The organism is Ruminococcus turbiniformis, from assembly GCF_020687545.1.
Lineage (GTDB): Bacteria > Bacillota > Clostridia > Lachnospirales > Lachnospiraceae > Mediterraneibacter > Mediterraneibacter turbiniformis.
The window spans coordinates 39190-52784 of the sequence record NZ_JAJEQX010000015.1 but is presented as its reverse complement, the minus strand read 5'-3'; the positions used below and the strand labels follow the sequence as shown (position 1 = coordinate 52784).

The 13595-nt window shown below is 49.1% G+C and carries 11 protein-coding genes; 7 read left to right on the top strand and 4 right to left on the bottom strand.

Features of this window, described 5'->3' with window-relative positions; all coding sequences use genetic code 11:
- Positions 1-11 precede the first annotated feature (11 nt).
- Together LKD70_RS09585 and LKD70_RS09580 are read left to right on the top strand one after the other, a co-directional pair.
- A complete protein-coding gene (locus LKD70_RS09585; protein WP_227707812.1) occupies positions 12-710 on the top strand; it encodes an ECF transporter S component in 699 nt (232 codons plus the stop codon).
- Entirely contained in the window at positions 707-1474 is a 768-nt protein-coding gene (locus tag LKD70_RS09580) for a type III pantothenate kinase (protein WP_227707811.1), read from the top strand. Before LKD70_RS09585 ends, LKD70_RS09580 begins: the two co-directional genes overlap by 4 nt.
- A gap of 293 nt (positions 1475-1767) precedes the next feature.
- Here the strand turns inward: LKD70_RS09580 and LKD70_RS09575 are convergent, their stop codons facing one another.
- The 4 genes from LKD70_RS09575 to LKD70_RS09560 all read right to left on the bottom strand — a co-directional run bounded on the left by LKD70_RS09575 (position 1768) and on the right by LKD70_RS09560 (position 5344).
- The gene (locus tag LKD70_RS09575; protein WP_227707810.1) at positions 1768-1938 is read right to left on the bottom strand and encodes a hypothetical protein; all 171 of its coding nucleotides are present in this window, start codon (positions 1936-1938) and stop codon (positions 1768-1770) included.
- Positions 1939-2108: 170 nt separating this feature from the next.
- Positions 2109-2663, bottom strand: a complete 555-nt coding sequence (locus LKD70_RS09570; protein WP_227707809.1) for a hypothetical protein — start codon at positions 2661-2663, stop codon at positions 2109-2111.
- 421 nt (positions 2664-3084) lie between these two features.
- Positions 3085-4200 (bottom strand): glucose-1-phosphate adenylyltransferase subunit GlgD, encoded by a 1116-nt coding sequence (gene glgD / locus LKD70_RS09565; RefSeq protein ID WP_227707808.1) that lies wholly within the window; start codon positions 4198-4200, stop codon positions 3085-3087.
- A gap of 1 nt (position 4201) precedes the next feature.
- Positions 4202-5344 carry a glucose-1-phosphate adenylyltransferase gene (locus LKD70_RS09560; RefSeq protein ID WP_227707807.1) on the bottom strand — a complete coding sequence of 381 codons (1143 nt, stop codon included), beginning with the start codon at positions 5342-5344 and terminating at the stop codon, positions 4202-4204.
- Between the two features lie 236 nt (positions 5345-5580).
- On the opposite strand from LKD70_RS09560, the gene LKD70_RS09555 reads away from it, so the two are divergent.
- From LKD70_RS09555 to LKD70_RS09535, 5 genes are all read left to right on the top strand, one after another.
- Positions 5581-6069 (top strand): MarR family winged helix-turn-helix transcriptional regulator, encoded by a 489-nt coding sequence (locus LKD70_RS09555; RefSeq protein WP_227707806.1) that lies wholly within the window; start codon positions 5581-5583, stop codon positions 6067-6069.
- Positions 6062-7795: an ABC transporter ATP-binding protein gene (locus LKD70_RS09550; protein ID WP_227707805.1), complete on the top strand. Its 1734-nt coding sequence runs from the start codon at positions 6062-6064 to the stop codon at positions 7793-7795. Before LKD70_RS09555 ends, LKD70_RS09550 begins: the two co-directional genes overlap by 8 nt.
- On the top strand, positions 7788-9677 hold the full coding sequence (locus LKD70_RS09545; protein ID WP_227707804.1) for an ABC transporter ATP-binding protein: 1890 nt from the start codon (positions 7788-7790) through the stop codon (positions 9675-9677). The genes LKD70_RS09550 and LKD70_RS09545 overlap by 8 nt, the downstream gene beginning before the upstream one ends.
- A gap of 371 nt (positions 9678-10048) precedes the next feature.
- Positions 10049-12004 (top strand): sigma 54-interacting transcriptional regulator, encoded by a 1956-nt coding sequence (locus LKD70_RS09540; RefSeq protein WP_227707803.1) that lies wholly within the window; start codon positions 10049-10051, stop codon positions 12002-12004.
- 215 nt (positions 12005-12219) lie between these two features.
- On the top strand, positions 12220-13590 hold the full coding sequence (locus LKD70_RS09535; RefSeq protein ID WP_227707802.1) for a homoserine dehydrogenase: 1371 nt from the start codon (positions 12220-12222) through the stop codon (positions 13588-13590).
- Positions 13591-13595 lie beyond the last annotated feature (5 nt).

Sequence of the window (13595 nt, the reverse complement as noted above, 5' to 3'; positions counted from 1 at the left end):
GAGGCATCATCATGAACAATTCAATAACGAAGAAACCTGCAGGAAGCAGATACAGCACGATCAGTATGGTCCAGGTGGCTATATTCGGTGCAGTCATATGCATCATGGCCTTTACCCCCAATCTGGGCTATATCTATCTTGGATTCACAAGGGCGACGATCCTTCACGTGCCTGTGATTGTCGCTTCACTGCTCATGGGGCCGAAGAAAGGAGCTGTTCTCGGATTCCTTTTCGGTCTGACAAGCTTTATCAACAACACGATAAACCCGACCCCCGCGTCCTTTGTGTTCACGCCGTTTTACAGTATCGGTGAAGTCAGCGGCGGAATCGGCAGCATCATTATCTGCTTTGTCCCGCGTATTCTGGTGGGCGTAGTACCGTATTTTGTATATAAACTGGTTATGAAGTTCGCGAAAGAAGAGACGCGCAGAAAAGGCGTGTCCAATATCGGACTCATCCTTTCGGGCGTGCTGGGCTCTCTTGTCAATACGCTGCTCGTCATGAATCTGATCTTCGTGTTTTTCGGCGAGGCGTATGCTTCGGCCAACGATGTGGCGGCGACGGGCGTGTCGGCAGTGTATATGTATATTCTGTCGATTATTGCGATCAACGGAGTGCCGGAGTCGATCGTGGCGGGCGTGCTTACGCTCTGCATCGGCAAGGTTCTCCTCAGAAAAAATGTAAAGGAAAGGCTGGGCTTTAGATCATGATTCTGGCGATAGACATCGGAAACACAAATATCGTACTCGGGTGCATGGACGGTCCGAACTGCGTCTTTGTTGAACGTCTCTCCACGGTCAGGACTAAGACGGAGCTTGAATATGCGCTCGATCTGAAAAACGTGCTTGATCTCTACCATATTAAGCGGTCGGATATTGAGGGCGGCATCATCTCATCCGTGGTGCCCCAGATTACGACTGTGGCGAAGATTGCGGTGGAGAAGATTATAAGAAAAGAAGTCCTTGTTGTGGGCGCGGGAATCAAGACCGGACTTAATATCCGGATCGACAATCCGGCACAGCTCGGCAGTGACCTTGTGGTGGACTCTGTGGCGGGAATTGCAGAGTACCCGGTGCCGCTTCTGATCTTTGATCTGGGTACGGCCAATACGGTGTGCGTAATTGATGAGAACAAGAACTATATCGGCGGAATGATCTACCCGGGGATCGGCGTGTCGCTGGATTCTCTGACAGCCAACGCTTCGCAGCTTGGCGGCATCAGCCTGGAGGCGCCGGAGCATATCATCGGGAAAAATACTGCGGAGTGCATGAAGAGCGGGACGATCTACAGCTCGGCCGCCGCGATTGACGGGATCATTGACCGGCTTTCCGAAGAGCTTCATGGAGATGTGACCGTAGTCGCAACAGGAGGGCTGGCCGAGAAAATCGTGCTCCACTGCCGGCGGAAGATTGTGCTGGATAATGATCTGCTGCTGAAAGGGCTGGCGGTGATTTATCGGAAGAACAGAAGATGATAATGCCGGGCGATTTGGCAGAAAAATGAAAGCCCTCACATGACAGAGGATATCCCTCGGGGACACACTTGCGTTCGGGACACAGCGCAGCGGTACTAAGCGCGCAGAGGACGCGCGCCAAGTGCCGGCGCTGTTTTACGGTCCCCTGCGGGACATCCTCTGTCATGTGCCGGATATTTCCAATCGGAGGTTTCACCTGGCAAATCGACAGTAAAAATGAAGAGAGATCGGAGCGTTAACCAACCGGGCAAAACGTCGGTGTACAGTGGTTAAGGCTCCGATCTCTTTTTATGTCAGATGCTGTTCAGCCATCCTTTTACAATGCTGATATCCCGGTCTACTGCCTGTGCAATCTGTTCTTCTGACATTCCCATTTTCTTCAGACTGAGGGCGGTGCGTTTCTTTTCCTGTTCAATACCACGTTCGATTCCGTCTTCGTATAATTCTTCCAACGCTTCACACATGTCAAGTTTTTCCTCCTTCCCTGATGCAATATCCTGCTACGCCTTTTTCAGCAGCCGATCTGATCTTAGAAAGGCGCTGACAGCGTAATAACTTTCACTGTCCAGATTTGAAAAATATGCCTTATGCTCCAGCATATATTTTTGAAGATCGTTTTTGTCTTTCCTGTATTTTAACATACCGAATACCTGCTGTAAATCGGTCCGGAACTGATCGGTATTTTCCAGTTTCCCGGCATCTGCATCATTCCATACAGATCCTGCGCACCGTTCCACTCCTTTACATCATAATAGAAGATCAGTGTGATAACCGGTAAAATCCTGTCGTCTTTATGAAATCCGGACAGGAATTCTTCTTTGGATATTTTCTGATTTTCCTGTCGGTTTCTGTGCAGGCGGCCGATTCGGCGAACCTGCTCCGCGTAGCTGAAACTGTCATATACCATGTTTCGCACCGGCATGGCATAGTGGATTTTATCCTGGCTTTCTACTGCCAGTACGGCAAGATCCGCTCCGGCATTCCATCTCATGGTGATATCCCGATATCTTCCGGAGGAGATGGACTTTTTGTCTTTGTCCAGAAGGATTACAGAAGACTCTCCTTTGAGCTGATCGAGATCGTCAGGGCGGACTGCCTGTTTGCCTCCAAAAACAGTTCCGTTAAATAAATCTGCAAATCTTTCTTTGCTGCTCAGCCATTGATTGACTGCAACGTTTGCATTTCCCATAAGCATTTCCTCCCATTTTTAATTGCTGCAGTTTCATGATACATTCATTGTCGGGTAAATGCCTCGATGTGAAGCTCCGAAAATGAGAATTCATCAGAATGAAAATAATAGTGATAAGATCCTCTGAGTAGATAGAGAATAACACAAAGAAGAGGGAAATACAACAGTGAATTGACAGTCAAAAACAAAAAGAGACCGAAACTTTAACGACTGCGGAAACGGACAGGATGATTAAGGTAATCAATCATCTGTACTTATAGCGTTAAAGTTCCGATCTCTTTTTTATATTTTCCTTCCGATTTGGCGGTGAAAACTTCTGATTGGAAGCACCCAGCGCGGGACAATGGGTATGCGAGTGATACCCGTTGTCCCGCGCGGCCTCTTGCACATGTTTTTATCCGTCAAATCAGGAGAACTCTCTTTACAGCGCGTCCCCTCTCTTGATATATCCGGGTTTTTCCGGCGCTGCGATCACTCTCTTGCCGCGGACAAGTCTTGCATGTTTGTCGATCACAAGATTCTCAGCGTGAACGCCTCTTCCGATGGTAACGTCAGCAGAAACAACACAGTTTCTTACGACAGCTCCCGGTTTGATCGTGCATCCGCGTCCGAGGATGGAGTTCTCTACGGTTCCCTCGATCAGACATCCGTTTGAGATGACGGAGGATGTTACCTTGCTGCCCTCGAAATACTGAGTCGGGCAGGAGTCGTTCGTGCGTGTGTAGATCGGCCACTTATCATCGAACAGGTCAGATGCATGCTTGAGGTCGATCAGATCCATGTTTGCCTGGTAATAGCTGTTGAAATCCGCGATTGCCGCGAAGTAGCCTCTGTGAGACATGGCGCGGATATCAAGCTCTGTACACTCCTCGTTGATAATATCGAAGAAGGTGTACATGGAGGACATCTTGTGAGCCTTCTTTACAAGATCAATGAACAGCTCTTTGGACATAACGTATGTATCCATAAAGATGTTTCTGTTCTTTGCGTTTCCGTGGTTTGGCTCAATGGAAAGAACACCTTTCTGCTTGTTGATGTTCAGCGTATTGCAGTTTAAGAACGCCTCTTTTGCGTTGTCAACCGAGTGATACATCATCGTGATGTCTGCGCCGGACTCGATGTGGTCTTTTAAGAACTCACTGTAGTCTGCGGTGTAGATCATATAGCTCGGAGCGATGACAACGTACGGGAACGCAATGTCCTCGATGCAGTCCATGTTTTCCATGTAAGCGGCGATATCTGTGCTGTATACGTCGCCGATCTGGTTGTGCTCAGCGTAGAGGATCTGAAGATTGCCGCGCTTGGAGTTGATGTTATAGTGGCGGCCTGTTCCCAGGTGCTCTGTCAGGGAACGGGGTTTCTGCCGTACATAAACCTGAATGTAGTCAATTCCGCTGTTGCTCATATTTGAGATCGGAAAATCAATCGTGCGGTATCTTCCGAGGAAGGAGAATGCTCCTACCGGACGGAAGCTCTGAAGACCGTCTACCCGGATGTGATTTCCGGCAAAATTTATAATTCCAAATGCCTTGCTCATCTTATTCATCCCCCTTTACACGTTTTGCGACAAGTTCAATGTTCTCGCTGCCGGCGCTTCCGACAACTGCGTTTTTGCCGATCTTGATTCCGTCAGCGACAAGCGCTCTGGTTACGACGGCACCTTCTGCGACCTCTGCGCCGGGCATAAGCACGCTGTCAATTACCTTTGCGCCGGGAGCAACCTTTGATCCGGTAAACAGAACAGAATTTTTCACCTCGCCGTCGATTACGCAGCCCTGCGTGATAAATGCGCGGTCGATCACTGCAGCGGCTCCCACATACTGCGGCAGGGCAGTTACGTCCTCGGTGTAGATCTTCCATGTAGAATCATTTAAGTCAAGCTCATTGTTTTTGTCGAGAAGATCCATATTGGCTTCCCAGAGAGAATCGATTGTTCCCACGTCTTTCCAGTACCCTTTGAACTTGTACGCGTACAGGTTTCCGCCGTTGTTTAACATGGTCGGAATGATATCCTTTCCGAAGTCGTGGCTGGAATCCGGATTCTTCATATCTGCTGTCAGCATTTTGCGGAGCTGTTTCCAGTTGAAGATGTAGATGCCCATGGATGCGAGATTGCTCTTCGGGTGCTCCGGTTTCTCTTCAAACTCAACGATACGGCCGGTAGACTCGTCCGTGTTCATGATACCGAAACGGCTTGCTTCCTTCATGGGCACTTCGATGACGGCGATGGTTGCGTCTGCGTTGCACTCTTTATGGTAGGCAAGCATCTTGGCATAATTCATTTTATAGATGTGGTCACCGGAGAGAACAAGAAGATATTCCGGTGAATATGTATCGATGAAATCGATATTCTGTGAGATGGCGTCCGCTGTGCCTCTGTACACATCCAGATTTGCGTCAGATTTCTCACGCGGCGGCAGAACATAGACGCCGCTGTCTTTTGCATCCAGACCCCAGCGCCGACCCGCTGCAACATAGCTGTTCAGAAGAATGGATTCATACTGTGTCAGAACTCCGACTACATCGATTCCGCTGTTAGCACAGTTGCTGAGGGGAAAATCAATAATGCGGTATTTTCCGCCGTATGAAACAGCCGGTTTCGCGACTTTCTTTGTCAGGTCATGCAGACGAGATCCGCGGCCGCCGGCTAAGATCATAGCTAACATGTTATTTTGTTTCATAAAATGAGCCCTCTCTTTCATTAATACTACTATTTCTTTATTATACAATTTTTTGTTGAATATTGCTACAATTTTGTGCTAAAAAGGTGAGAAATACAGGAAAAATATATGATAATCTGAAAGGGGCGGACGTGTTCGCAAAAAAATGCATAAAGTTATGATTGACAATAAAAAAGAAAGCCTTATACTATATTGTTAGTTACCGAACAAATTAAAGTGAGGAGAGAGTATGCGGTATGGAAATTCAGGATGCACGCAGCTCTGCCCATGATGTGGGCAGGCTGATCAGCAGGATTTCACACCAGCTTAAGCGTCAGATGTGCGCGCCGGAAGAGGAGGACAGTCTGCGGACGAATATGCAGCGGGTTGTCCTTCATTATATCTTATTTCAATCTATGAAGAAGGAAGTCTATCAGAGGGATGTGGAGAGGGAGTTTCAGATCAGACGTTCCACCGCCACAGGTATTTTGCAGCTGCTGGAGAAGCACGGGTTTATTATGCGGGAACCGGTGAAGCGGGATGCGCGGCTTAAAAAGCTTGTTCCTACAGATAAGGCGGAGGCGGTAAGGGAACATATCCTTGGAAATATCCGATATGTAGAGAATCTTCTGAAAAGCGGGATAGAGGAGGAGAGGCTGCTCGTCTGTGTTGAAGTACTGGAACAGATGTCCGAAAATTTGTCAGGTGATGAGAAAAGAAGAGAGGAGATAACAGACCATGAATAAGAAATTACTCCGTTCTGTGCGGGAGTACAAACGGCAATCATTTCTGACTCCGGTGCTTGTGGCGCTGGAAGTGCTGATGGAAGTTCTGATTCCGCTTCTGATGGCGAATATCATCGATGTGGGAATTATGAACGGGGATATGTCTTACATTATGAAAATGGGTCTTCTGCTTGTTCTGATGGCAATGGTGGCATTGTTCTTCGGAGCAAAGGCCGGTCAGCTTGCGGCGATTGCATCAGCGGGGTATGCGAAAAACCTCCGGCATGACATTTTTTACAAGATACAGGATTTTTCTTTTGGAAATATCGACCATTTTTCGACGCCGGGACTTGTCACCAGGCTCACAACAGATATTACCAATGTGCAGATGGCGTATATGTTCACGATCCGTCTGCTTGCCAGAGCGCCGATCATGATTGTGCTGTCGCTGATTATGACGATGACGATCAGTATGCCGATTGCCATTATGATGCTGATCACGATCCCGATTCTGGGGGGCGCGCTTATTTTTATCGCGAAGAAGGCGCATCCGCATTTTATTCAGGTGTTTGACGAGTATGATATACTGAACAATTCCGTTCAGGAAAATGTGAATGCGGCGAGAGTGGTGAAGGCTTATGTGCGGGAAGATTATGAGAATGAGAAATTCGGAAAGATATCAACCGTTGTTTTCAACCTCTTTACGCGCGCCGAAAAGATTGTAGCGTGGAACTCCCCGGTAATGCAGTTTACGGTGTACACGGTTGTCATCGTTATGGTGCTGATCGGCGGCGAGAGCATTATCCGGGGGACGATGCTCACAGGAGAGCTGACCAGCGTTATTGTATATGCGCTTCAGATTCTGATGTCACTGATGATGGTGTCCTTTGTGTTTGTCATGATTATGATCGCAGAGGCGTCTACGGACCGTATAAGCGAAGTGCTTGATGAGGTTCCCGAGATGGTGGATGTTGAGACTGCCGAGAAAGAAGTGGCAAACGGAGACATTGATTTTGAGCATGTGAATTTCAGCTATTCGGGGAAAGGCGGAAATCTGTCGCTTAAAGATGTGAATCTTCATATTAAAAGCGGACAGATCATCGGAGTTATCGGAGGTACGGGAAGCGCCAAGTCAACGCTCGTACAGCTTATCCCGAGACTATATGATGTCACGGAGGGCTGTGTGAAGGTGGGCGGAGTTGACGTGCGCGATTATAACCTGAAAGCGCTGCGCGACCAGGTTTCCATGGTACTCCAGAAAAACGTGCTATTTACGGGAAGCATATATGAGAACATCCGCTGGGGAGACGAGAACGCGACCGATGAAGAGGTGCAGAGAGTCTGCCGTCTTGCCCAGGCGGACAGCTTCATACAGGAATTTCCGGCAAAATATGACACAATGATCGTGGAGGGCGGAAATAATGTGTCGGGCGGCCAGAAACAGAGGCTTTGTATCGCGAGGGCGCTGCTCAAGAAACCGAAGATCCTGATCCTTGACGACTCTACCAGCGCGGTAGACACGAAGACGGACGCGCTTATCCGTCAGGCATTCAGAGAGGAGATTCCCGATACTACCAAGATCATCATTGCTCAGAGAATTTCATCGGTTGAGGATGCAGATATGATTATTGTTATGGACGACGGTGAGATTAACGGCATCGGTACATCTGAGGAGCTTCTTAAGACGAATGATATCTACAGAGAAGTTTATGAATCACAGATGAAGGGAGGCGCTGACAATGAGTAAGCAGGAAAAGCCCCGCATCAACGCCGGGACAATAAAGACAGCGAAGCGCCTGCTCCGGTATGTGACCGGTACATATAAAGTACAGTTTATCGTTGTAATTTTCTGTATTCTTATGAGCTCGGTTGCGTCGATTTCAGTGTCGCTTTCGCTGAAGTACCTTCTTGACGATTATATTATTCCCCTGATCGGTCAGGAAAATCCGAATTACAGCGAACTGTATATGGCGCTTACCGTGCTGGGAATTATATTCCTTCTGGGCGTAATTGCTACATTTGTATACAGCAGGATGATGGTGGTGATCGGACAGGGTGTGTTAAAGCGTGTCAGGGACGAAATGTTTGAACACATGCAGAAGCTTCCGATCCGTTACTTTGACCAGAATACAACGGGCTCTATCATGAGTCTTTATACCAATGATACGGATACGCTGCGGCAGATGATTAACCAGTCGATTCCGCAGGTGCTGATGTCAGCTTTTACGATTGTCGTTACATTTATTTCCATGCTGATGTTAAGCCCTATTCTTACGGCACTGGCGGTTCTGATGATCGTTGTGATGACTTTTGTGTCAAAAGTTGTTGCGGGAAACAGCGGGAAATATTTTATCCGGCAGCAGGTCGATCTGGCGGCAGTTACAGGATTCGCGGAAGAGCGGATGAACGGGCAGAGAGTTGTCAAGGTGTTTAACCATGAGAAGATATCGGAAAAGGAATTTGATGAACTCAATGAGAAGCTTTTTGAGAGCGCTGCAAATGCTCATACATTCGCGAGTATTATGGGACCGATTATCGGAAACCTGGGGAATCTTCAGTTTGTGCTCACGGCAGTACTGGGCGGTTTTCTCTCGGTGGCCGGAATCGGAAACATGACGCTTGGAACGATCGCTTCCTACCTTCAGTTCACGAAGAGTTTCACGCAGCCGTTTATGCAGATTGCGCAGCAGTTTAACTCCATTATCATGGCCCTGGCCGGTGCGGAGCGTATCTTCAATATGATGGATGAAGAGCCGGAGAAAGACGAGGGCTATGTCACTCTTGTCAATGCGAAGAAAGACGCGGACGGGAATATCGTGGAGTGCAGAGAGCGCACGGGTATGTGGGCGTGGAAGCATCCGCATCAGGCAGACGGCACGATCACATATACAGAGCTTAAGGGCGATGTGCGGTTCTACGATATGACATTTGGCTATACGCCGGACCATATGGTGCTGCATGACCTGACGCTGTACGCGAAGCCGGGACAGAAACTTGCGTTTGTCGGTTCCACCGGAGCCGGGAAAACGACAATCACCAATCTGATCAACCGTTTCTATGATGTAGATGATGGAAAGATCCGTTATGATGATATCAATATTAACAAGATTAAGAAAGCAGATCTTAGAAGATCGCTTGGGATCGTGCTTCAGGATACGCATCTGTTTACGGGTACAATTAAAGAAAATATCCGTTACGGAAAGCTTGACGCTACGGATGAGGAAGTAGTGAACGCGGCGAAACTGGCGCATGCGGACGGATTTATCCGGATGCTTCCGAACGGGTATGACACTCACTTGAGCGGTGACGGCGAGGAGCTGTCCCAGGGGCAGAGACAGCTGCTGGCGATTGCCAGGGCTGCGATTGCGGACCCGCCGGTTCTGATTCTGGATGAAGCGACATCCTCTATTGATACAAGGACGGAGAGCATTGTTCAGAAAGGAATGGATAACCTGATGAAGGGGCGGACGGTGTTTGTTATCGCCCACAGGCTTTCAACGATCCGCAACAGTGATGCGATCATGGTGCTTGAGCATGGACGTATCATTGAGAGAGGAACCCATGAGGAGCTGCTGGCGCTGAAGGGGACGTATTATCAATTATATACCGGAAAGCTGGAACTTTCATAAGTTTTGGGGACGTAGTAAAGTTAAATTCTGCTACGTCCCCAATTGAATTTTACTGTGTCCCCAAATGAAGATACCCCTGTCCCTTTTTGGTGTATAGCATGTCCCAAAGTCTGCATTTGTTCTGCAATTGTCTGCGTTTTCACGGTTAATTCTGCTCGTTTTGCTCGTGTTTTGAATCAGCATCTTTAGAAGGGGTAGAAATTAGAAGAGGAAATATGTTGATTTTACGAGGTTTCTTTTTGTGCGATTGATGAAGATGTGAAGAAATGCTAGAATAGGGACAGGCCTAATGTGAAAAAGGGACAGGGTGAAGTTGAATTGGGGACGTAGCAGAATTTAACTTTACTACGTCCCCGATCAAAGGAGGAGACATGCTCAGAATATTATTTGTAATACCTTATGTGGAGGTTGAACAGCAGGTAGAGCTGGCTTTTCGGGAGATTGAAACTCTGAAAGAAGAAAAGATCAGCTATGAGATACGCCAGGCAGAAATCAGCGGTGAAGTGGAGGTTGAAGAAGGGGCGGCGGATATCGTGATAGTCAGAGGCTTTGCAGCAGAGCGGATACGGACGAGTATCCCGAAAATCGAGCTGCTTGTCTCGCCTTTTGACATGATGAGGGCGGTCAGAGAGTGTGTGAAACTTTATCACGCGAGAAAAATTGCTTTTGTCGGCACTTCAAGTATGATCTACGGAGCGGATTCCCTGGACGAACTTATGGATGATGTACAGGTAAGCACTTTTTGCGTGCGCTCATCCGATGAACTGGAGAACGCAATAGATATGCTGCAGGCCGACGGTGTGGAAGCTGTCATCGGAGGACGGACACTGGGATTTGTGGCGGGGCAGAGAAATGTGCCTTACATTCTTTTGAGATCCGGGAAGGAGAGTATCTACCAGGCGGTGGAAGAGGCGGTAACTGCCACAAAGATTTCCCGAAGGGAGAAGGAAAAAAGAGAGTATCTCCAGGCGATTATGGATTACTCTTTTGAAGGAATTATTTCCACGGATCTGGACGGTGTGATTCTGTCGGCCAACCGGTATGCGTGCGAACACCTCGGCAGAGAAACGGGAACAGGCAGCAGGGATACGGCGTTCCCGATGATCGGGAGAAGGCTGGATCAGTTCCTGCCGGATCTGTCTCTTAAAGACCGGAACAGCGACGTCCTCTCAAAGCTGATTACGGTTGGAAAAAGCCGGTATATGGTCAACTGCGTGCGGCTGGCCGGTAAATTTGGAGTGGGGGGGGGGGTAGAAGCAACTAACGGCTTTATCGTCACTTTCCGGGATATTGAAAAGATTCAGGAGGATGAGGGGCGGATCAGAAAGCAGCTCCACAGCAAGGGGCTGTTTGCCAAATACCAGTTTGACAATATTATCGGCTCCAGCGTGGTGATGAAAAAGACGATCCGGATCGCGGAAAAATATGCGCGTTCGGAATCCAACGTATTTATTCACGGGGAAACCGGAACCGGCAAGGAGCTTTTTGCCCAGAGTATCCACAATGCAAGCAGCAGGCGCAACAATCCTTTTGTCGCGGTCAACTGCGCGGCGCTTCCGGAAGCTTTGCTCGAGAGTGAGCTGTTCGGATATGTGGAAGGCGCGTTCACCGGCGCGGTGAAAGGCGGAAGGGCAGGACTTTTTGAGCTGGCGCACAACGGAACGCTCTTTCTGGACGAGATCGGGGAGATGGCGCCCAATCTTCAGGTCAGACTTCTGCGTGTGATTCAGGAGAAGGAGATCATGCGGCTTGGCGGAAATCAGGTGATTCCCGTTGACGTGCGCATTATTGCGGCTTCAAACCGGGATATGCAGGCCGCTGTCCGCGACGGGCTTTTCCGGCAGGATCTGCTTTACCGGATTGATGTGCTGCGGCTGGAGCTTCCCCCGTTAAGAAAACGGGGAAGAGACATTCTGGAGCTCATGGAGTACTATATCCGGTATGAACAGAACCGGACATACTGTACGCTTAAGGATCTGGATGAGGAGGCAAAAGCACTGATGCTGTCCTGCCCCTGGCGGGGAAATGTCCGGGAGCTTCGCAACTTCTGTGAGCGTCTGTGTGTGCTCTGCGAGCATCCGGTGGCAGAAGCGGAGGACATCGCCCTGGCGGGTGGAGTGCAGATGAAACAGGGGCTGAGCGGAACAGGAAGAGACGGGGATCTGGCTGGCGGAACCGCATACCGGAAGAAGAACAAAGACGTCGAGGAGGCGGAGCGGATCCGTCAGGCTCTGAAAGAACACGGAGGAAGCAAAAAGGACACAGCGGCGGCCCTGAATATCGATACGAGCACCCTTTGGAGGAAAATCAAAAAGTACGGGCTGTAGTATTGCCGATATAAGGCAAATATACCGTATAAGGCAAATATACCGCGGATATGCGGAAAACATATGGAAGGTGCAATGCATGATGCAATGCGTTGCACCTTCTTTTTGTCCATTTTTAACAAAAAAACCGCGAAAAACCGGGAATTTTTGACCTGGCACACTTTTTGCTTTTGCTTTAGGCATATAACAAATTCTGACAGGAGGATCAGTAGACTATGGACTACACAAATTTATTTGCAGGTGCAGCGGGAAAAAAATCCAGAGTCGGCGTTATCGGCGCGACACGGGGATATGGCTATACACTGCTGGCGCAGATCCTGCATGTGGAGCTTATGGAACTGCGCGCCGTGTGCTCCAGACACCCGGAAGAGTGTGTGGATGTCCTGAAGGAAATCGGATATGACACAGACAAGGTCGCGGTGTGTGAGAATGTGGAGCAGATCCGGGCCGCGGCAGAAGATGCGATTATCATTGTTGCCGATTACCGGATGGTCATGGACTGCGGCGTGACGGGCATTGTAGAGTGTACCGGAAACACGGCGGTCAGCTGTGACGCGGCGGTGACAGCGCTGAAAAAAGGCATCAATGTCTACATGGTTTCGAAGGAGACGGACAGCGTATGCGGACCTGCGCTTCATCAGCTTGCGGCAAAGAACCACGCGGTATACGCGCTTGTCAACGGAGACCAGCCACGCAATCTTGTTGATCTGATATCCTGGGCAAAGGTGCTCGGGCTGGAGATCATAGCGGCAGGCAAATCAAGCGAGTATGACTTTGTATGGGACAGGGAGACGGGAAAGCTTTCTTATACAGACGGAAGTGTCGAAGGAGAGGATATGCCTGAGCTTCTCGGCTGCTGGCGTTATGCCGGAGTACAGACTCTGGAGGAGAGAAAAAATCTGCTCGGCAAATATACGGAAGTGGTTTGCGCCGACCTGTGCGAAATGAATCTTGTATCAAATGTGACAGGGCTTGTCCCTGCGGCGGCCAGCCTGGACTATCCGATCGCGAAACCGAGTGAACTGGCAGATATCTTCATTCCCGAGGAGGACGGAGGAATACTGAAAAAGACCGGTGTGGTAGATGTATTCCACAATTTAAGAGGCACGGATGAAGCCAGTTTTGCGGGAGGCGAATATATCATTGTCAAGTGCGAAAACGAAAAGATGTGGGAGCTTCTGGAAGGCAAAGGACATGTGATAGGGAGAAACAGGAAATATGCCTGCATCTACTGGCCGTATCACCTGATGGGGCTGGAGAGCCCGATTACAATTCTTCTTGGAGACCTTCTGGGAATCGGAACCCGCGCGGACTGCAGACAGGTATCGGTACTCTCGGGAGTGGCAAGAGAAGACTTAAAGGCAGGGACGGAATTTAAGGTAGAAGGACATCACCACGAAATCGTATGCCTGGAGCCGGAACTTCTGGAGACCGGAAAAATACAGCAGAAACTGGCCCCCTATTATCTGCTGGGCGGTACGAAGCTGGTGCGGGATGTGAAGAAGGGACAGCCTGTGACGATCGAGGATGTGGATCTTACGGGGCTCGCGATTTATGAACTTTATGTACAGGGACTGAGCCTGTAATTATA